This is a genomic window from Flavobacterium kochi, assembly GCF_048286715.1.
GTDB lineage: Bacteria > Bacteroidota > Bacteroidia > Flavobacteriales > Flavobacteriaceae > Flavobacterium.
Genome location: NZ_JBLVPW010000009.1, coordinates 166,293 through 188,088, shown reverse-complemented (window position 1 = coordinate 188,088; position 21,796 = coordinate 166,293). Strand labels below are relative to the sequence as shown.

Annotated in this window: 16 protein-coding genes; 7 read left to right on the top strand and 9 right to left on the bottom strand. The window is 36.9% G+C overall.

The genetic code is table 11. The annotated features are described in order from the left end of the window. Positions 1 to 12: 12 nt before the first annotated feature. The 5 genes from ACNQGH_RS10275 to ACNQGH_RS10255 are packed head-to-tail and all read left to right on the top strand — an operon-like array spanning position 13 to position 6,126. Positions 13 to 906 (top strand): glycoside hydrolase family 16 protein, encoded by an 894-nt coding sequence (locus ACNQGH_RS10275; RefSeq protein ID WP_417955909.1) that lies wholly within the window; start codon positions 13 to 15, stop codon positions 904 to 906. Between the two features lie 38 nt (positions 907 to 944). Then, a complete protein-coding gene (locus ACNQGH_RS10270) occupies positions 945 to 2,027 on the top strand; it encodes an alkaline phosphatase family protein (protein WP_417955908.1) in 1,083 nt (360 codons plus the stop codon). 40 nt (positions 2,028 to 2,067) lie between these two features. Beyond that, positions 2,068 to 4,407 (top strand): glycoside hydrolase family 20 protein, encoded by a 2,340-nt coding sequence (locus tag ACNQGH_RS10265; RefSeq protein WP_417955907.1) that lies wholly within the window; start codon positions 2,068 to 2,070, stop codon positions 4,405 to 4,407. Positions 4,408 to 4,452: 45 nt separating this feature from the next. Beyond that, the gene (locus ACNQGH_RS10260) at positions 4,453 to 5,451 is read left to right on the top strand and encodes an isoaspartyl peptidase/L-asparaginase family protein (RefSeq protein WP_417955906.1); all 999 of its coding nucleotides are present in this window, start codon (positions 4,453 to 4,455) and stop codon (positions 5,449 to 5,451) included. Beyond that, complete coding sequence (locus ACNQGH_RS10255; protein WP_417955905.1) at positions 5,452 to 6,126, top strand: copper homeostasis protein CutC; 675 nt, start codon at positions 5,452 to 5,454, stop codon at positions 6,124 to 6,126. A gap of 236 nt (positions 6,127 to 6,362) precedes the next feature. Here the strand turns inward: ACNQGH_RS10255 and ACNQGH_RS10250 are convergent, their stop codons facing one another. The 3 genes from ACNQGH_RS10250 to ACNQGH_RS10240 all read right to left on the bottom strand — a co-directional run bounded on the left by ACNQGH_RS10250 (position 6,363) and on the right by ACNQGH_RS10240 (position 13,958). After that, the gene (locus ACNQGH_RS10250; RefSeq protein ID WP_417955904.1) at positions 6,363 to 7,493 is read right to left on the bottom strand and encodes an acyltransferase family protein; all 1,131 of its coding nucleotides are present in this window, start codon (positions 7,491 to 7,493) and stop codon (positions 6,363 to 6,365) included. Positions 7,494 to 8,581: 1,088 nt separating this feature from the next. Beyond that, the gene (locus ACNQGH_RS10245; RefSeq protein WP_417955903.1) at positions 8,582 to 12,652 is read right to left on the bottom strand and encodes a choice-of-anchor L domain-containing protein; all 4,071 of its coding nucleotides are present in this window, start codon (positions 12,650 to 12,652) and stop codon (positions 8,582 to 8,584) included. 625 nt (positions 12,653 to 13,277) lie between these two features. Continuing rightward, entirely contained in the window at positions 13,278 to 13,958 is a 681-nt protein-coding gene (locus ACNQGH_RS10240; RefSeq protein WP_417955902.1) for an ArsR/SmtB family transcription factor, read from the bottom strand. An 80-nt stretch (positions 13,959 to 14,038) separates the two neighbouring features. On the opposite strand from ACNQGH_RS10240, the gene ACNQGH_RS10235 reads away from it, so the two are divergent. After that, positions 14,039 to 15,202, top strand: a complete 1,164-nt coding sequence (locus ACNQGH_RS10235) for a cytochrome P450 (RefSeq protein ID WP_417955901.1) — start codon at positions 14,039 to 14,041, stop codon at positions 15,200 to 15,202. 12 nt (positions 15,203 to 15,214) lie between these two features. After that, positions 15,215 to 15,571: an antibiotic biosynthesis monooxygenase family protein gene (locus ACNQGH_RS10230; RefSeq protein WP_417955900.1), complete on the top strand. Its 357-nt coding sequence runs from the start codon at positions 15,215 to 15,217 to the stop codon at positions 15,569 to 15,571. Positions 15,572 to 16,142: 571 nt separating this feature from the next. Here ACNQGH_RS10230 and ACNQGH_RS10225 read toward each other — a convergent pair. The 6 genes from ACNQGH_RS10225 to ACNQGH_RS10200 form a co-directional block, all read right to left on the bottom strand. After that, positions 16,143 to 16,871: a superoxide dismutase gene (locus ACNQGH_RS10225; RefSeq protein ID WP_417955899.1), complete on the bottom strand. Its 729-nt coding sequence runs from the start codon at positions 16,869 to 16,871 to the stop codon at positions 16,143 to 16,145. Continuing rightward, positions 16,868 to 18,034, bottom strand: coding sequence for a chromate transporter (locus ACNQGH_RS10220; RefSeq protein WP_417955898.1), 1,167 nt, complete (start codon positions 18,032 to 18,034; stop codon positions 16,868 to 16,870). The genes ACNQGH_RS10225 and ACNQGH_RS10220 overlap by 4 nt, the downstream gene beginning before the upstream one ends. Positions 18,035 to 18,046: 12 nt before the next feature. Beyond that, entirely contained in the window at positions 18,047 to 18,547 is a 501-nt protein-coding gene (locus ACNQGH_RS10215; protein WP_417955897.1) for a hypothetical protein, read from the bottom strand. A gap of 58 nt (positions 18,548 to 18,605) precedes the next feature. Continuing rightward, on the bottom strand, positions 18,606 to 19,478 hold the full coding sequence (locus ACNQGH_RS10210) for a chromate resistance protein ChrB domain-containing protein (protein ID WP_417955896.1): 873 nt from the start codon (positions 19,476 to 19,478) through the stop codon (positions 18,606 to 18,608). A gap of 159 nt (positions 19,479 to 19,637) precedes the next feature. Beyond that, positions 19,638 to 20,741 carry a homoserine dehydrogenase family protein gene (locus ACNQGH_RS10205; RefSeq protein ID WP_417955895.1) on the bottom strand — a complete coding sequence of 368 codons (1,104 nt, stop codon included), beginning with the start codon at positions 20,739 to 20,741 and terminating at the stop codon, positions 19,638 to 19,640. After that, entirely contained in the window at positions 20,722 to 21,729 is a 1,008-nt protein-coding gene (locus ACNQGH_RS10200; RefSeq protein WP_417955894.1) for an alpha/beta fold hydrolase, read from the bottom strand. The genes ACNQGH_RS10205 and ACNQGH_RS10200 overlap by 20 nt, the downstream gene beginning before the upstream one ends. Positions 21,730 to 21,796 lie beyond the last annotated feature (67 nt).

Below are 21,796 nucleotides of genomic sequence, written 5' to 3'. Positions count from 1 at the left end.
TAAAAAATAGAAATGAAACTCCCACTAAAAAAGTATTGTAACAGGAATCAAAGTGACCTGTTTGAAAAGAATAGCAAATCTGTTTTTCTTTTTCAACTTTTTTTTGTTTTTATGCTGATTGTAACGCATTCCGTAACGGCACAAAAAAAATTAAAATTAGTGTGGCGGGAGGAGTTTAATTATGAGGGCTTGCCTGATTCCTCAAAATGGGGTTATGAAGCAGGCCACATCCGTAATATGGAACAGCAATATTACACTCCTGCCAGAAAAGAGAATGTGTTGGTAAAAGGAGGTGTGCTAACCATTACAGGAAGGAAAGAAAATTATCCAAATGAATTTTTCGAAAAAGGAAGTGATGATTGGAGATATAAAGATTCAATTGCTAAATATACGGCTGCTTCTATCAATACTTTAGGTAAAGTAGGCTGGAAATATGGAAGAATCGAAGTCAGGGCTAAACTACCGCGTGGAGGTGGCATCTGGCCTGCCATCTGGATGATGGGGACTAACAGAACAGCAATAGGGTGGCCCAAATGTGGGGAGATTGATATCATGGAGTTTATCGGGAACCATCCGGAAGCTATTTACGGAACCATTCATTATCCGGATCCCATTTCAAAAGAAAATAAATCCAACGGAAATAGGACAGAGCGAAAACCCAACGATACTGATTTTCATGTATATGCTATAGAGTGGAATGAGCAGACGATCGATGTCTATTTGGACAAAAAGAAATACCACAGTTTTGCAATAGATGCAGCGGGTTCAGGACCTGATAATCCGTTTCACAAACCCTTTTATTTGCTTATAAACCTGGCAATGGGAGCCAATTGGCCCGGACCGATTGATGATAGTGTACTGCCGCAACAATTTATAATTGACTACGTAAGGGTTTACCAGAAATAAGAAACCAATTTTAATTCATAACATAATAAAAAAAGAAAATGAAAAAAATCGTATTGCTATTATTGTTTTTGACTGGCATTTTATCTCATGCGCAACAAACGGAAAACATCATTATCATAACAACGGACGGGTTGAGATGGCATGAATTATTTGAAGGGATGGATCCAGCCATTGCCAATAACCGAAAATTTAACCAGGGGGACAGCACCTATCTTTTTAAAAAATATTGGAACGAGGACACTCAGGTGCGCAGGGAAAAATTGATGCCTTTTATATGGTCTGTTTTTGCTTCAAAAGGGCAATTGTACGGGAACAGAAATTATGGAAATAAGGTCAATAATGCCAACCCACACTGGTTCAGCTATCCGGGGTACAGCGAAATAATGACCGGTTATGCTGATCCGGCAATCAATTCGAATGACTATAAGGCCAATCCTCATGTTACGGTGTTGGAATTTTTAAATCAGCAACCAAAGCTAAAAGGGAAAATAGCCGCTTTTGGGGCATGGGAAGCATTTGACAGAATTCTTAACGAAAAAAGAAGCAGTATTCCGGTAGCTTCAGCCTTTGATAAAGTAGGAGGGAATAATCCCTCTGCACAACAGCAATTTATTAACGGCATGATGGCAGATTCATATAAGCCGTGGCACACGGATGAGTGTTTTGATGTCTTCACGCACTACGAAGCTTTGGAGGAATTAAAAACCAAGAAACCAAGCGTATTGTATATCGCCTACGGAGAAACAGATGAATGGGCACATGCGGGACAGTATCGATCCTATTTAGACGCTGCCCATCAGGTTGATGCCTGGATAAAGCAACTATGGGATTTTGTGCAAAACGATCCTCACTATAAAAATAAAACAGCCATCGTTTTCACCACTGACCACGGTCGTGGGGATACGATAAAAACAGAATGGACCAGTCATGGCAGTTCCATTCAGAATGCTTCCGAAATTTGGTTTGCCGCAATGGGACCAACAATTGATGCAAGAGGAGAAATGAAAAACAAAACGCAATTATTTCAAGAACAATTTGCCCAGACCATTGCCAAATTATTGGGATATACTTTTAAGGCCGAGCATCCGATAGCCAAAGAGATAACGGAAGTACTGAAATAATGGATAACACCTTTACAGCTTTTAAAATAAAAAATAACGTATGAATTCGATAACAAAAAATAGATTTCTGTCGCTTAAAAATTATATTTTACTCTTCGTTTTACTGGCTTCAGTAGTAATGAAGGCACAACAACTTCCTCCGATTATTCCCAAGCCGGTTGATATAAAAATGTTGCAGGGTAATTTTACGATTGACGGCACTACTGGTATTTACTACAAAGCCACACACCAGGAGCTAAAAGCAACCGCTGATTTCCTGGCATCCTATGTTAAAAATATTTCTGGTTTTTCGTTGGCGATAAATAAACCGGCCAAGAAAAAGATTCAATTTATAATCGAAAAGGGTGTTCCCGAAGAGGGATATTTGCTGGACGTGTCCCGTGCTGCCATTGTTATCAAAGCGAGTGATTCTAAAGGAATTTTTTATGGGATGCAATCGTTAATTCAAACGATGCCTTTTGTACGTACCAATGCTGCTTTAGTGATTCCCGCCATGGCAGTAAAAGATTATCCGCGTTTTCAATGGCGCGGGATGATGCTGGATGTAAGCCGTCATTTTTTTTCTCCCGAATTGGTTAAAGAATTTATCGATTTGCTGGCAGCTTATAAAATGAATGTTTTTCACTGGCATTTGGTGGATGGTGCAGGCTGGCGTCTGGAAATAAAAAAATATCCTAAATTGACCCAACAGGCCGCCTGGCGCGTTGATGATTGGGGTAAATCCTGGAATTGGGCTGAAGTGGAATTTAATGCCGACCGCAACAAAGCAACCTATGGAGGCTATTATACACAGCAACAGGCTAAAGAGATTGTGGCTTACGCCAAGGCCAGGAATATAACCGTGGTTCCAGAGATAGAAATGCCAGGCCATTCAGAAGCTGCGATGGCTGCTTATCCTGAATTGTCGTGTAATCCTAAAAAACATTTCGGACAATCAGGAAATTTTTATGCCAGTAAAGTAGAAAGCAACTTCTGTGCGGGCAATGAGCAATCTTTTGCCTTTTTGCAGGATGTACTCACAGAAGTAATGACTATTTTTCCTTCTGTCTACATTCATGTTGGTGGCGACGAGGTTGACAAGACCAGTTGGAAGCTGTGTGCTAAATGCCAGGCAAGAATGAAAACAGAGCAGCTGAAAGATGAAAACGAATTGCAGAGTTATTTCATGCAAAGAATAGAAAAGTTTTTGGTCTCCAAGAACAGAAAAATGATTGGTTGGGACGAAATACTTGAAGGTGGATTGGCACCGGAAGCTACCGTTATGAGTTGGCGAGGCGAGGCTGGCGGTATTCAGGCAGCCAAAATGGGGCATGATGTCATCATGACACCGGGATCACCGTGCTATTTTGACCATTATCAGGGGGATCCTGAAACGGAACCATTGGCAATTGGCGGTTTTAACACCTTGAAAAAAGTATATCATTACGAACCGATCCCCAAAGAATTGACTGCCGAAGAAGCAAAACGGGTATTGGGTTCCCAAGCCAATTTATGGACGGAATATATTCCTACCTACGAACAGGTAGAGTATATGATTCTTCCCCGCATGCCCGCATTGGCAGAAGTATTGTGGTCTGTAAAGGAACAACGCGACTGGCAAAATTTTACCGAACGTTTGCAACCCCACCTGGTTGGTTTTGAACAGAAGGGATTGCATTATTCAAAATGTAACTTCAAGGTGGATATTAAACCTATTGTAGCAAACGACAAACTATCCATTGCTCTTGAAACAGAGAATACCGATGCGGTTATCTATTATACTACCGATGGAAGTGTGCCTTCAATCGGAAGTATTAAATATGAAAAGCCTTTTGATGTGCATACTTCTATGACCGTGAAAGCCATTATGGCACTGCATAACAAAGTGATGAGCGCCAAACCAGTGGAGCAATCCTTTACTTTTAATAAGGTTACCGGAAAAGCAGTGCAGTATGCCAATGCTTTTAGTCGCTACTATCCTGCCAATGGAGCCAATACCCTGACGGATGGCTTTAGGGGGACAAAGGATATCGGTAAGGAATGGCACGGATTTAGTGGAAATGACATGGTTGCTACCATTGATTTGGGAGATACTAAGGCCGCTATTAGCAGTATTACGTTGGGTTGTATCCAGAATTGGGGACAATGGGTATTCCTGCCACAGTGGGTGAAGTTTGAAGTGTCTGAAGACGGAATTAATTTCAAGGAAGTAAAAACGATAACCAATTCGATTCCTGCTGCAGGAAGAGATACACAGATAAAAGATTTTACAGCCAAATTCGCAGAGCAAAAAGTGAAAGCGCTTCGTATAACTGCCAAAAATCTTGGACAATGTCCAGCGGGTCATCCAGGGGAGAATCAATCTTCCTGGCTGTTTGTTGATGAAATTATGGTGGAGTAAGAAAATTTTATGTTAAAAAGGAACAGGATAATATAAATAGATAATATGGCAAATAATCGTAGAAATTTTATAAAAACAGCCGCCATTGCTTCCGCAGCTGTGGCATTAAATGCGTTCCGGGGAAAATCGGAAGAGCCAACGCCTTTTTTAGCCAAAAAAGGAAAGAAACCCATTGTACTTTCTACATGGAATTTTGGTATTAAGGCAAATGAAGCCGCCTGGGAAATATTAAAGAATAATGGACGTGCGCTGGATGCTGTGGAAGCCGGGGTAAGAGTTCCTGAGGGTGACCCCACAGAACGAAGTGTGGGGTATGGCGGAAGACCAGATAGGGACGGACGGGTAACTCTTGATGCCTGTATTATGGATGAGTACGCCAATATCGGTTCGGTGGCTTGTTTGGAATATATTAAACACCCTATTTCAGTGGCGCGTGCCGTGATGGAAAAAACACCTCACGTAATGTTAGTAGGTGATGGTGCTTTGCAGTTTGCGGTATCACAAGGTTTTGAAAAAGAGAATTTACTGACCGAAGAATCCGAAAAGGAATGGAAAGAATGGTTGAAAACCAGTCAATATAAACCTACGGCTAATATTGAAAATCATGATACCATTGGAATGATAGCTTTGGATGCAAACGGAAATCTTTCGGGTGCGTGTACAACCAGCGGGATGGCTTTCAAAATGCACGGACGAGTAGGTGATTCCCCTATTATTGGGGCAGGATTATATGTTGATAACGAAATTGGAGCGGCCACAGCAACCGGTCACGGAGAAGAAGTGATTCGCATTGCCGGGTGCCATCTGGTAGTAGAGTTGATGCGTCAGGGAAAATCGCCACAAAGTGCCTGTGAGGAAGCAGTTACCAGAATTGTGCGATTGACCAGAAACAGAAATAAAAACTTAAAAGATATTCAGGTTGGTTTTATTGCCTTGAATAAAAACGGGGAATATGGTTCCTACTGTATTCAGAGCGGCTTTAATTATGCCGTTCATGATGATACAGGAAATAAGCTAATTAATCCGGACTATTTTATAAAATAAATGAGAGTAGAAGAATTAGAAATAGCCTGTTTTACTATTGAATCGGCCCTTATTGCACAACAAAATGGTGCTGACAGAGTTGAATTATGTCTCGATATGAATGTAGGAGGTATAACGCCAAGTCTCGAAACGGTCACTGCTGTCCGGGCTGCATTATCCATCGATTTGTATGTAATGATCAGGCCTCGGGCAGGAGATTTTGTGTATACTGATGACGAGTTGGAGCAAATGAAAATTCAGATTGAACAGTTCAAGAAGCTAAAAGTCGATGGTTTTGTCTTTGGAATTTTAAAACAGGATGGAAATGTTGCTATAGAACAAAACAGCGAATTAGTGATTTTGGCACATCCTCTTCCTTGCACGTTTCACCGTGCTTTTGATGTCGTAAAAAATGCATTCGATGCGCTTGAATCCGTAATAGGATGCGGTTTCAAAACGATATTAACTTCTGGACAGAAAAAAAATGTAGTCGAAGGTATGGAGCTTTTGTCCGACTTGGTTGAAAAAGCAAACGATCGCATTACTATTATGCCAGGTGGCGGTTTGCGCTCGACAAACATTACGTTGTTGAAAGAAAAAACAAAGGCTAATTGGTACCATTCTTCTGCAATTACTGATTCGGGTGAAATTGCCGATGGAAAGGAAGTTAAAGCGTTAAAAGCGGCTTTGTTATAATTGTAGAAATGTACTCTTGAGATACTATTTTAAGATCAGAAATGAGGCTGTCAAAAAAGTAATTTTCTGTCCGCCTCATTACATTAATCTTAAAGGATATTATTTCTTGCTCACTTGTAATACAAAGATTGAACCATTTTTATGTCATATTATTCATTTAAAAAGCTTAATTGCTTGCTGACAATCGTCCCGTTAAATACCTGATACGACCTTTTACAAATTTTAAATGCTAGTTTTTATTTGATTTTCATTCCAAATAGCAACCTTGTGATTTTGTAAGGTTTCACTAAAAACACATAAACGCCGAGTGATAGTGTAAAGGAAACAAATGTCAAAAATATATATTTACTAAAAATGTCATCCCGCAATTGTATTATATAATAAGCAATAATTACTATAAACGTTTGATGTAGGATATAAAAAGGATAAATGGCTTCATTAGCAAATTGTAAAAATTTGTTGTTAAAGTTCAGGTATTTCTTAGCATAGCCTAAAAACGTAATTACCCAAAGCCAGGCACTTACTACGATCAAAGCATAAAAGAAGAGGTTGGGCATATTCATACCCCAATCGGGTTCGATATTGTTCCAACGAAAGTAGTTAATGAGAATGGTGCTAAAAAAGGCAACTTTTAAGTTTTTTTTGCGATTATTTTCCAAATGCGTCCAAAAAACAGGATTAACTCCAATAAAATAACCAAATATAAAATAAGAAAAGTATCGTGCAAAGCCTGCCCAATCATCAACAAAAGCATGTGTCTCATTTGGAAACCAAAAATACAGGAAGCTTGCTATATAGAGAATGATGGCAAATCCATACATGCCGAGAAATCTTTCAGAAAAAAGGGCTGCCCAGTTTATGATACCTTTTCCTTTTTCCGACTTCAAAAATAGGAATATAGGAAGAGCAATTATTGAATAAACAAATAAATAGGCTATAAACCACAGATGATGCCAACTCAAATTACCATTAGGATAAACACCAGTTGTAAAAATGGAAGGATAAAAGTCAATGTAAGAGGAGTATTTTGCACCCTTGAAAATCCTTTCGAAATAAACCTGAGGCGGAACAATGACTAACATGCCAAAAACTAATGGCACCAATAATCTTTTTGTTCTTTGCCAAATGTAATGTCTTACCGATAGCTGATTAAGCACAAAAACAGTTCCTACACCTGAAATAAAAAATAATAATGGCATTCGCCAGCGCGATAAAAAATAGTTACATTCTAATACCAAATTACTTGTTTCGCTGTTTTTTAGATGCCAATCCCATTCTGCAATAAATGGCATGGCACAATGAAACAAGTGTAAAAGCAATATGGCCATAACTCTAAGCCAATCTAAGTCGTATCGTCTCTCTTTCATAATTTTATTTTTTGTTCTTTTTTTATTCTTTTACATTTTTTCTATTTTATTAAATGGAAACAAATGAGCGAATTAAAATTTGATATAACAAAAGTAACCTTGTGTTTCATTACTAAAAAGACAATGAAACGTCAAATACGGACAATGGATATATTGCTAATCTTGGTCTGGCTGTTTCTAAGGCAATCTACTTGTCCTGATTGCTATTAAAAGATGGTTATGATAGGATTTCTTTTTTATTCGCCTGTCAATAAATTAATTTTTTAAATAAATGGTTAATAATCCAGAATTTACCATTGAATATATTGCTTCTCGATGTGGGTTTAAAACGGCCAGACAACTTCAAAGAATTTTAAAAAAAATAAAAAAAAACTTATAGTATTGAATCTTTAGTTTTTAGTTACTTTTTTCTTTCAGTATATTATTAAAAAATAATGTGCAAAAAAATAAATGGACGGATATCCTTTTTATATTGATAGTCCTCAAGATTAAAAGGATTTCGAAGTCCGTTGAAGCGTACTTTTTGTTTTAAGAATAGGTTTTCTGTACAGGAGCTAATACGTAGTATTGGAACATAATTAAGGGATGAGTTTACATTTTTTTAGTGCCCAAATATTTAGAAGTATAGAATTGACTCTGCTAGACAAATGTCTAAAAATAAATAAGTTGGATTTCTTTCAAATACTGCTTCTATTAAGAAGGGTATGTGAACTATGATAAAAGAAATCGATGTAAAAGAGGAATGGATTTAGTATTATAACCGTACATAAGTAAATTGTACCAAATATAGCAGGTGTGCGAAAATTATTGGTGCATTTTTTAAAGAACAAGCCATCTCAATTATAAGACATAAGCTCATAAAATTATAGAATTAAGCATAGGATTAAGAACCAACGGGAAGTATGCTATAGGTTATTCTAAATATTTTTTAATCTGGAATTAATGGTTTTGCAGCATTTTTTAAATTCAGCAAAAATGGGAACTGATTCCGAATAAAGTAAGTGCGGTCAAGCAAAAACATTTAGATAGTTTTTGGCTAAAAAAGAAGAATCCTAATCATAAAATAATTGGATGTATAAGCTTTTTAATTATCGTTTTAAACTAAAATGGGACTTGAATTCCTGATCAATACCGGTGTATTTATAAAATACATGAAACCAATAATCCGTGGAAGGAAGCGCTTCTCCATTATAGGTTCCGTCCCATCCTGGTCCGGCAGGACTGAGTTGTTTTATTAATTTTCCATAGCGGTCATAGAGGTAGATTGCTGCATCAGGTTGATCTGCCAAGTCCCAAATATTCCAATGATCATGATAGCCATCTCCGTTCGGGGTGAAATAATTCGGATATTTTAATACTTTGGCAATTAATGTAATAGCGCCACATTTCCCTTTTATATCATTAATCGTAATATTATGTTCGCCTGAAGGAACATTCTGAAAAACATTTTCTCTTTGAAAAGGGCCATCGTCCATTTGGTATTCGTAGGATCCAAAACCATTAACAATAGTTGCAATTATATCAACACGGTCTTCGAAAGGTGCCGTCACTGTTAGATTTGCTATGGCTATGCTCGATTTTTCAACGACGACTGTTGCGGGATTGTAACTGCAGTCATTGCCTATATCCGCTGTTTTTTTTATGACGGTAACAGTGTATGTTCCGTCCTGGGTCGCATCATAAGTAACGCCGGTTCCCATTAGTGTACCGTTTAGGTACCATTGTACCGTAAAAATGGCTGGATTAAGGCCTGTAACCAGTTGGAAAGAATGCAGCAGTGCACCAGTAGTGAAATCGACACAAATTACACCACCGTCAATTACAAGGTCTTTTAATGGATAAATTGTGATATTGAATGCATCTTGAGTTGAACAACCTGGATTTGCCGGTGATGTTGCATAGATATACATTGTTTGGCTGGTCGAAACAGGTTGACCAGCAACATAGCTGGTTCCGGTTCCGTTTGGTCCGGAAAAATAATTGCCTATCGGCAGTGGAGGAAGGGTATAACTTCCGCATGCCTCTATATCTGGCTGACTGGTTAAAATGGGTGTGGGTGAAATAGTAACAATAAAACTGTCCTCATCGGAACAGGTGAGCCGGTTGCCGACTATGGCGTAAACATAAATGGTTTGCGAGGTGGTCAAGACCGTTCCTGCTGGAATAATGGGGCCTTGCCCTTTGGGTTGAGCATAATAATTACCAATGGTTAATACCGGTAATGTATAGCTGTCGCAGCTGTTTATGTCGGCAAAAGTACCAACTTCAATACCGCTGGCATCAACCGTAAAAAAAGTTTCATCACTGCAAGTATTAAAATCGCTCCACTCGTTGTAAATATATATCGTTTGTGTGGTAGTGATAACAGTTCCGACAGGAATAACAGTTCCGGAGCCATGAGCTCCCCCGGAAGCGGTATAATAGTTTCCATTATTTAAAGGCTGAAGTGTATAATTAGTACAGGTAAACACATCAGTGAAGTTATCAACAGGGGGTTTCTTTCTGTAGGTGATGGTGAAATTATCCTGAGCTGGGCATCCAAAATTATTGACATCATAAATATAGTAGGTTCCCGATACTGTAATTTTGTCTCCTTCTTTCAATTGGTTTCCGCCGCCGTTGGGTTGATCGTAATAGTTTCCATTGGTTAGATGGGGTAATATAAAATAATCTTGTTCGCATCTGAGTTCATCGGCTAAGTCAATTATAGCAGGGACTGGCTTTATTGTAATCTGATAACTTAAATTATCGGTGCAATTGGGCGCAGTTGATGTTTTTGTATAATAATATACAGTTTGTAAACTCGTAATTGCAGTTCCGACAGGAATAATAGATCCTCCTCCGAAAGGTTGGTCGTAATAATTTCCAAACGGAATCGCTGGCAAAATAAAGCTTCCGCAAGAAGAAATCGGACGGTAAATGGAGGTGTCGACTATATCCACCCTAAATAAATGCTCATTGGTACAACGACCGTCATTTATAAATACATACACGTCCTGACTTAAGGTGAGTACATCTCCAGCAGATAAAGAAGTTCCCGTGCCTCCGGGACCGGTATAATAATTTCCATTGGTCAGTGGTGATAATGTATACGAATTACATGTTATCACATCGCCTGGTTTATCTACCGCAGGTAATGGAAAAATGGTAATTGCAAGCGCTTCATCTCTGCAGACGACGCCATTCATAAGAGCGTAGTAGTATATCGTTTGATCGGTGAATAAATTCGTTCCGGCCGGAATTATCGTTCCGGTTCCACTTGGTCCCGTGTAGAAATTTCCTGCTGGTGGCGCAGGGATTATATATAGGCCGCAACCAGTAGTTGGAAAAATTATTTCGTCGATAAAAGTAATGGTAAAACTATTTTCATTGGTACAGCCGTTTGTTGTTGGACCATTAAAAATATAATAGGTACCGCCATTATTTATCACATCTCCAGCACTTAATAGCGATCCTGTTTTGTTTGGACCGGTATAATAGTTACCATTGGTGATTGGAGGTAAGATATAAGTGCTGCATTCAACGACATTAGGAATACTATCGGTTACCGGTAGGGGTGAAATGAGCACATCAAAATGGACAGTATCAAAACAAGCAGTGTTTGAAACTTCCACCATTCTGACCCAAATAGTTTTAGGTGATTGTGCAATGGTTATTGGAAAAGCACTGGGATTTACTATTGTATTGGTATTGTTTTGAGCGTCAGCTTGAGAGGTGAAATAAGAAATAATATAACTGCCGGCATTTAGTCCGTTGAGAATTATAGGATTTTGAACAGTTAAATCGGCGATAACAGTTCCTGAATTGTTGTTACAAAAATTTAAAGGTGCAGGAGTTGTAGCTTTAAAGGAAGCATTTACCAAAAGATCAAATGACAGTAAGTTGTTACAAATGGCATTTCCGTTTGAAGTATGTATTGTTTTAATGTAAATGGTCTGGTTTCCAATACTGGTATATGAGGCTACTTGTGCGGCAGGAATTTGTGGCCCATTCGCAGTTGCATCGGCCAAAGATGCAAAATATACAATAGAATAATCTGCAGGATTTAATCCTAATGAAACAGCATTGTTTTGGGTTAAATCATACTGGTAAGTGGGTAGGCCAGTGGCGCAAGTGGATAAGTTGTTTGGTATATTAGTGTGTAAATCGGAAAGAATAACTTCGTCCGTAAGGGAACATCCTGAAGCTGGAATCGTTACATTGATTCCGTATGTTCCTGTTGTGGTTGCGCTTAATGTAGCGCTGTTTGCACCGGGAATAAGTACGCCATTTAAGGTCCATGAAAAATTATACCCGGCACCAAGTCCGCTATTAAGCAAGATATTTTCGCCCAGGCATATCGTTTGGTCAGGCCCTAAATTGGCCGTAGTGGCAAAACTTCCTCCTTTAATAAATACGGCTGAATCCAAACTACTATCATAATAATCACCAATTGCTAATTTTATCCGATAGTTTCGGTTGGGAATAACCGGAGATGATGCCGTTAAGAGTACGGTTTCCCCTCGCATATTTATAGCTGACGTAGCGGGGTTGGATACATTATAACGCGAAAATAAATTAGCATTAGCAGATAAACAAGCCGAATTATAGGCAGCGTCTCGGATATTTTTGACAGAAACCGGAATGGTTGTTCCAGGGATAATAGCCAAATTAGTGGTGGTACCCGTCTGTAAATCAGTTAATAAAAAAGTAAAAACATCACTAAAACCACATTGGTATTGGCCATATTCGTTAGAAGCAAACAAAAAATCGAAACTGAAATTACTAGACAAAGGAGTGAAATCAAATTGAAGAAAAGCTACATCCGTTATAGGAGCAGTTTGTCCATTTTTGTCACTTATAGCCTGAATATCGGGATCCCCGGAAGTGGTAATCTGACTGCTTTCGTTGATTGCCGTATAGGGGCCTTCGGTATGTTTTGCAATACCATTTCGGATAATAATACCATTTGAAATTGGAAAACCAGCATTTGTATTGGTAAATTGCCCAATGCCTTTATGGGAAGAAAATAGAAAATTGGTTACGTTAGAACAGGAGTTTTGCATTAATTCATTTTGAACTAATTGCGGAATACTCAAAGTAGTGGTGTCAATTACAATTCCTTGTGAAAAGGAAACTGTCGAAAATAAGATCAAAAGGAAAAAATAAAAATTTTTCATAAATCATTCATTTATGGGAATAAAACTTTGGGACTTAATTCTTTAGATATTGTAAAAGTCTTTTTAAATTCCACTTTATTATTTTAATTCTAAATCACGAAGTGGGCCCAATCTGATTTTTAAGAGATTTAAATAATTTTGCTTTTGCAATTTCAAACCTTCTCTTGTTAAAAAGTGTTAAATATAGTATTATCATTGTCTCAAGACAATAAAAGCGGTAATTATTTGATAAAATAAAATCATTCTTAAAAATAAATAGGTGTTGCTACTGGTTGATTTATTTAAAGTGCTAGATAGTAAAAGGTGGAATGTTGCGGATCATGCTTTTAAAAATGAGGCAGTGCTCTTTATTTTTAATCTGCTACTGTATGAGTTAGCATCTATATATAGCGGTTATTCCTGGAAGATTAAAACAAGACACAGCAGGAAAGAAAAACTAGTTATGCAATTTTTTAGAATTTTAGAAATTAATTGCAAGAAGCAGCGCGTATTACAAACAATATTGCCAGTAATACTAATAGTTTCCAATATTAAAAAAGTATTCGCCCCACTAGATGCATATTTAATGTATAAATCTGACACTTTAAATCTGCTGATTCAATATTTTTAATGTTCTTTTATATTATTAGATGTCAATTCTGAAATGAGTTTGCAATTCTTTTTTACCTTTTGCGGTCACAATGAGGGCTCTACTGTCTTTAGTTTTTCGCAGCCAGTCAGCGAGTATCATTTTGTCTAGTAATGCAGTGGCTAGGGAGCCAGCCATATGAGGTCTTCTTTCGCTCCAGTCTAAACAAGGACGCAAGAAAGAGCGTTTTTTTTGTTTTAATACTGTTAAAGAAATTCCAAATTCAGTAAGCCACTTTTCACCTTCAGGGCTTACTTCATATCCTGTTTTATTATCAATGAGTAACTGCTGTTGTAATAAACTATCGAATAGTGCGACACCTACTTTACCAGCCAAATGATCGTAACAGGTTCTGCAATGCTTTATGCCTGAGGTGTTTTCGGGTTTGGTGTTTTTGTTGTTTAATGGTGGTGGAACCAGGCTTATCATAGCTTCAATGGCATAAGCAATCTCTTTTCTGGCAAAACGGAAATATTTGTGTCGTCCCTGACTTTCTACAAGCAATAAGTTTGCCTGTACCAATTTAGTTAAATGCATACTGATGTTCTGCGGGGAAGTATTAGAAATAATAGCTAACTCAGTAGCCGTAAATGACCTGCCTTCCAATAAAGTCCACATGATGGTTGCCCTTGTCGGGTCACCTATTAGAGCAGCGATTTGTTTAAATTGATTTTCCATTATTTGACATCCATAGTTAAGTGCAAAATGAAGTGTTTAGGTAGTAAAGGTAATTATCTTTGAAAAATAATTTATAACACATGACAACAAGTTTATTTTTACAGTCGGAAATTAAAGATCCTTACCGGTTTTATCAAACCATGCATACTCAAAACCCCGTTTATTGGGACGAGAAAAACCAGATTTGGGCGCTCTATTCCTATGATGCCTGCGAGATAATTCTCAAAAGTTCTTTTGCTCATATTCCTGAAATTAATTCAAACAACGAGCAGGGATTAAACAACTGTGCTTTGCAAATATCGAATCAGTTGGCTCGATTAAGTAATGGCATTCAGCACGATATCGCAAGAGAAGTGGCAATGCTTTTATTTTCTAATATGAATATTACCGACACAAGTGAAATCATGGAAAAGCTTCTTCTTAAAAGAAAAAATGAATCCGAATTGGATTGGGTAAATTTAGTTTGCAAACAATTGCCGATTTTGGTTGTTTTGAAAAGTTTTGATTTTGATGCTAACGATTACCGTTTTGTTTGTGAAAATATAGAACAGCTTATCAAAATAATGATGCCAAATAAAACGCAGGAGCAGGTGCAGTGTGTCAATGCGATTGCTGAAAGAATGTATACAATTGTAAAAAAGAAGTTAGTAGATTCTGGTTTATGTAATTCTTTTATGGAAATTCTTTCTGAAAAGTACCAAATGGGAAAGGGAGAAATAATGTCTTTATTGGCAAGTAATTTAATTGGACTGTTTATCCAAAGTTATGATGCGTGTCGAGGACTTTTGAGTAATTCCTTGCTTCAAATAGTAAAGATGGACCATCCTTTTTTCGGGGAAAGCATCGAAAATGACTGGATGCAAAATGTAGTAATAGAAACCCTGAGATATGATTCGCCTATTCATACTACCCGTAGAGTAGCAGTTCAAGATATCTTTTTGAATGATGTGGTGATTAAAAAAGGAGAGAAAATACTCTTAGTGCTTGCAGCTGCAAATAGAGATTCTAAACGGTTTTCTAAGGCGGACACTTTTGATATAACTCGAATAAATAATGGAGAACATTTAACATTTGGTATTGGAGGGCATGAGTGTTTGGCTAAACATTTTTCGGTGCGATTGACGACGGATGCGTTACTGTATTTATTTAGGACGTATACCAATATTAAGGTTCTTGAAAAAAAGATAGAATATGAACCATTATCGAATGTTAGACTATCTAAGAATCTTTTAATTTCTATTTAATATAAAAACAGCATGATAGCAGTAATTTTTGAAGTAATCCTAAGCAATGGGAAAAGAGCGGAATATTTAGAAATCGCAGCCCAATTGCGACCTGAATTGAACAAAATAGAAGGTTTTATTTCTATTGAAAGGTTCCAAAGTTTGAATGACCCAGAGAAGGTTTTATCTTTGTCTTTTTGGAAAGATGAAGAAAGTATTCAGCAATGGAGAAGCTTGGAAATGCATCGTTGGGCACAATCTAAAGGTAGAGATGGAATATTTAGAGATTATCACCTGCGGATAGCAGATGTAAAGCGTGATTATGGAATGATTGATCGAACCGAAGTTCCGTCAGACAGCAAAACATTTCACTCTAAGCAGAAGGAGTAATTTTTTTAATTTGTACAGAATATTTCCGTCAATTCCTCACTTTTTTACAAACCAAAATCCATCAGCAATGGAATTTATAATACGAAAACAGGTTACAAAAAATTAAAGATGCTAACTTTATCCAAAATTGACACATGATGCATAACATAATTTTGAAAAACATTAGCAAACACATTTCGCTTGACAAAGAAGAAGTTTCATACTTTATTTCACTTTTAAAAGAGAAGAAGGTTTCCAAAAAGAGTATGATTTTAAAAGAAGAACAAGTTTGCAAAGAAATCAGCTTTAATTGTTTTTATTGACACCAATCTTCGGAATCACCCGTTCAGTTTAAATCGGGATGAGAGATTTATTTTGAACATCTTATTCCAGGACAAAGCGAACATCTCTGTACACTTTTCGCCAGATATTTTTAACTCATTTCGTATTTTCGGCAAATAATGTTTTTATTCTCGGCATGATTGCTCTTTGTCTTCATTAATTTAAACATGTCTCCCATGGTCGTGCACTTTAAGGATTGGAGTAACAAAAAACAATAAAAATCCGATTTATAACGACGTAAAAAGCTATTTTATTTCATCAAATTTTCAGCATCGTTCAATCGCATTGCTACATTATCCCAATTAATAATATGAAATAGTGCATCTACAAAGTCGGTTCGTTTGTTTTTGTATTTTAAATAATAGGCGTGTTCCCAAACATCGATAACCAATAGCGGAATAGCCCCCCATTGCGTTAGTTTTTCGTGATTTTCACATTGCAAAATAACTAAACTGTCGCTGTAAGGTTGGTAGGCCAGGATTCCCCAACCGTTACCATCTACATTTTTAGAAGTGGCTGCAATTAACATTTTTAATCGATCGAAACTGCCAAAACTTTTCTCAATTCGCTTGAGTAAATTCCCTTGTGGTGCTGTCGTTTTATTAGTAAGGTTTGTCCAGAATATAGAATGCAGGATATGTGATGAAAAATGATAGGATAGTTTTTTTGTCCAAAAATCAATGGTTTCCAAATTATTTTCATCCAATGCTTTTTTTATCATTTGCAAATCTTTATTTGCCCCTTTTACAGCTCCTCCATGATGAAAAGTATAATGTAAGTACAAGGTTTCAGCATCCATATAAGGTTCTAAAAAACTTTCGCTATACGGCAAGGTTTGCTGTATATAATTACCATTTGCATCTACTAATTTATCAATTGAATTATCCGCTAAATTTTTAGCAAACGCATTGGCAGTAGGAAGTACTACTGCAGCTGCGCCAAGTAGAGTACCTGATTTTAAAAACTCTTTTCTGTTCATACCATTAATTTTATAATTACACCAAAAACTGCTGCAACGGCAATAATATAGGGTTCTTGAATTTTCTTGATATAAAGTAAAGCAAAAATTGCGGCAATAGCAATTAGTGCTGTAGGAATATCTATAATACTTCTGGAGGCAATTACACCAACGGCACCGACCAACGCTCCAACAACAGCCGCTGTAATACCTTCTACAAATGCCTTTATGGATTTATTTTGTGCAATTTTTTTGAAGGAGGGAGCCAAAATAACAGTAAATAAATAGCAGGGTAAAAAGGTTGCTAATGCAGCTACCAATGCTCCGGGAAAACCTGCAACGAGATAGCCTATAAAACCAACAGTGATAACTACCGGACCTGGAGTAATCATTGCCACCGCCACTGCATCTACAAATTGATGCTCTGTTAACCAGTGATTTTCGGTTACAACTCCTGTATGTAAAAAAGGAACAATAGCGAATCCACTACCAAAAACAAAGGCTCCGGCTTCGGCAAAGAAAACGGCAATTTTTACAAGGGTAGTATTTTCATAGTTCCAAAATCCAATTTGCAGTAGTACCAAAGAACTGGCACTGCTGATATTCCACCATTTTGGAGGCGCTTTGACAATCATATATAAAAGCCCTGCTGCTATAAATAATGAAACATATTCCTGCTGTGTGGCAAAAGTTATGATGGCCGCAACAGCAAAAAACAACCACAATAACCAATTTGTTTTAAAGGATGCTACATCGAATTTGCCAATTGATTTTAGCGTCAGTTTATAAGAACTCATTGCTATAATACCTATAACCGCAGCACCTACGCCATAAAACACGGCCTGTATCCAGGAAAGGCCACCGTATAATTGATACGCTATTCCTAGCAGGACTACCATTATAAAAGAAGGCAAAACAAAGGCAAACCCTATCAAAGTTGCCCCCAAAATTTGATAATGCACAAATCCAATATAAATACCTAATTGAGCCGCCAATGGCCCAGGCGCTAATTGTGCTAAAGCTAAACCTTGTTTGTATTCTTCTTCTGAAATCCATTTTCGGTCTTCAACTAAATCCCGGTGCATATAGCCAACTAATGCAACGGGACCCCCAAAACCTATAGTTCCTAATTTTAAGAAATAAAGGAATAATTCTTTTAAAGTGTAGGTTTTATTTTCATTCATGATAAGTTGTTTTTAGAAGGCGATACCAAATTGAAACCCCAAAGTAGCTGTTGCCGGATGTTCATTGCCAAATCTCACAGGTAATGGGATGGCTACATAATAGCTGCAGTTTTCATTTTTCTTTATTGTTTTGTTGAATACCGGAGTAACACCATACCTGCCACTAGTTTCAAATGCGGCTCTGCCAGCAAATGTATACCCGTTTCCCAGTGCTACCAGTACGCCCGGATGAAACAACAAACTATTCATCTTACTACTTCCATCCACTGCTTTTATGGTAGGGACTATTTCAAAAGAGAAACCAATTTTTGAGTTTTTCCAAATATTAATTCCTGTTGGAAAACCGACGGTATAGTTGTCCCTAAAATTAAGGGTTGTTTCGTCTTTACTGAAGGATACTATCGGATGCACTACACCAACATAAGCCGTAATTTTTGGATAGGTTGTTTGAGAAAAAACGGTTGTACCCAAAACCAGTAAAGTAAAAATAATTGCATATCTAAAGTGTGTCATACTGTTTTCTATTAAAAGAAAACAAAATTATTTATCTTCGACAGTTCTAAATAGAATGCTATTTACCTTTTGTATCTGGATTACTTTTCCGTGTACTTTTTCGATAGGAAGAGGGGTTTTTTCCAGTACTTTGTTTGAAAATTCGGGTAAAATGACTTTGGTCTGAAAAACCGGTCATGTAAGCAATTTCTGTAAGCGAATACGTTGAATTTTGGATAAGGGTTATTGCTTTTTCAATTCGTAATTTTCTAACATAGTCACCAAAATTGAGGTCTTCAAAATATTTCGAAAACTCCCTTGATAAATAGGAGGGATTAAGTTCTAAATCATTGGAAATCTTTTTGAGATCGAAAGTAAATTGAGTGTCTATCTGATCCTGGATAATTTCCTTTAAATCTTTGACCCAAGCTGGTGGTGTTTTCTTATTGTTTGTTTTCTTCTCCTTTAAAAATTTGTTATATACCTCGTGAAGCAGGTTTTCAAAAGGGCTGTTTTGCAAATGATTTTGCTGGTATAAATGTTTTGCCCAACTGTATAGGGCATCGTAAATAACCATTCCTGTTTCTAACAGTTTATAGTCGTCCGTAATATTATGGGAAAGCCCTGCCGAAATTGCCCAAAGTCCTGCCGATTCTTTTGCGATATCATGTCTGTCTGTGTCTGCACCACGAATAATTGCTGCCATAATCGAAATGGCAGGGTCCTCTATTTTATACTTCCTTACAATATAGTCAAAAGTACTTTGTTCATTATAATGCGTAAATTCCACATTGGGGATATCAAAGGGAATGGCCCCTAATTCTTTTGCTTTTTCATTGACTTCACGGAATGGGACATAAATAAACTCGGCTTCTTTATCAACAAAATTTTTTATCAGCCAAGGACAGGCTAATCGGTCAATTTTAGGCCTTTCTCGAGTGATCCATTTCATAAAATAAGGGTTTGAGTTCCTGTTGGTATTTCTATTTAATTCTAAAAATTATGATTTTAAAATTAGTGCTAATTTAGTTTTTTTTTATAAATCAAAACGACCATTACTTTGGCAGCTATTTATAGATTATTTACGTCTTTAACAGATGCACAATAATCATCAGTGTAACCAAAGGGTTTCTTTTTGTTTAATTCGATTTGAAATTTTTAAAATATCTTTGAGTAGGGCCCTGGCGGCTATTTCTTTTCCAGAGCCACCTCCCTGAAGGATGATCGGATAGGTCCCATTCGTTTTGGTATATATTTCGATTAAATTTTCAGTACCTCTTAGCTGACCAAGTGCAGAATGAATAGGTACAGAAATTAATTTGACATCTATTTTTTTACTTTCAATATCAAATTCTCCGATGTATCGTAAAACATGATTTTCATGCTGAGTCAGTTTAGCAATTTTATACGGCTTATCAAATAAATTTTTAGTATTGTCGTATGATGACCTTGTATTGGTTTTATTTAAATAAGGCAGCAATAAAGGCACAATTTTCACCTCTTTCAATTCCACTTTTTGCTCCATTTCCCGAGCCAGAACCAATAGTTTTTCTGCCACCTCATTTCCGGAAAGATCTTCGCGGGAATCCGCTTTAGTATAGCCTAATTTTTCGGCATCTTCTAATATTTTTGAAAAGGGAGTGTTTTCATTCCCAAATCGGTTAAAGATATAGCTCAAAGAACTGGAGAATACACCTCTGATTTTTGTGATTTTTTCATTTGAATAATGCAACTCTTTAATGGTGTTTAGGATTGGCAGTCCGGCACTGACGTTTGTTTCATATAAATAATCCTTATCGAATTTTTTTAGATTTCTACGGATCTCATTATAAAAATCATGATGCAAAATGTTGGCCGTTTTATTGGCCGCTACAATATTGAACCCATGTTGGATTAGTGAAATATACGATGTTACCAATGAAGGACCATTGGTTGCATCGATGGCAATCAGATTTTCTAATCCTTGATTGGTAGTGTATTCTATAATATCTTCTATTCTGAAAGGAATAGCGGATTGGGTAAAATTAGCTTCCCAAGTATTTGCTAAGCCCTCTTTTTCAAAAAAAGCTAAACTGGAATTGGTTATAATTGGGAAACGCAATTCGATATTGTATTTTTCCTGAAAAAAAGACTGACTTTCCAGAACCTGTTGTATTAAACTGCCTCCCACATTTCCTATTCCAAAAAGAACGATATTAATTCTGAGCGCTGACATAATTTTGTGTTTTATGATTTAAAAAAATGGGTTTCAATATATCTGACAATTGGTTGAATTCAATTAGAAAAGCATCATGTCCATGAATAGATTGAATCTGATGATAAAAAACATCGGGTTTTATATTTTTCAATCCATGGTAGGTTTTCCTGCTTTCTTCAGCTATGAACAAACAATCAGAGTCAATAGTAATGAGATGGATGTGGGATTGGATTGTTTTTGCCACAGCCAAAAAATCTTTCCTGTTTCGGGTAATGTCATTGGTCTTGAGCAAATGATTCATCAATTTATAAGCGGCCAGTCGGTACCTGTTTTTTAATTGAATCCCATGATCCAGCAACCAATTTTCGATTTGAAGAATGGAAGAGCTGTCCAGTTTATTTCTTTGAAATCTTTGATTTACATATTCTGGAGTTCTGTATAGTAAAGTAGCATGCAACCGGGCATCAACAATTGGGTCATCCGAGTTATTGAGGATTTGATCCTGAATCAAAACATTGGCAATTACCCAATCGGTTGCCTTCCAATCTGTCGCAATAGGAATTAGATTTTCAATTCTTTCGGGTTGTAACACTGTCATTTCCCATGCAATTGCCCCGCCCAGACTTCCGCCAATAACGGTGAAAACAGTTTCAATTTTTAAATAAAATAAGCCTTCCCAAAAAATCCTGGCAATATCACGTACGGTGAAATCACGGTAGTTATCTATTAAATTTTCAGCTTGGTTATCGTATCCGTTTCCTGGAATATTAAAAACAATTACGGTAAAATAATCAGTGTCAATGGATTTGTTTTTTCCAACAATTCCGTTCCACCATCCCGATTCTCCGGAAACGGCTGAGTTTCCTGTTAAAGAATGATTCACCACCACTATCGGTGCATGACCAATAGGTGGTCCAAAAACCTGATAGGATAAGGCAAGATACGCTTTCTGTTTTCCTATTTCTAAATCAAAATTAAAGAGATCTATTTTTTCTATATTTTTCATATGTGTTTTGTTTTAAGAGTAAATCATTTTTTTTGTTTTTTAGAAAAGTAGTCTTTGTACTTAAATC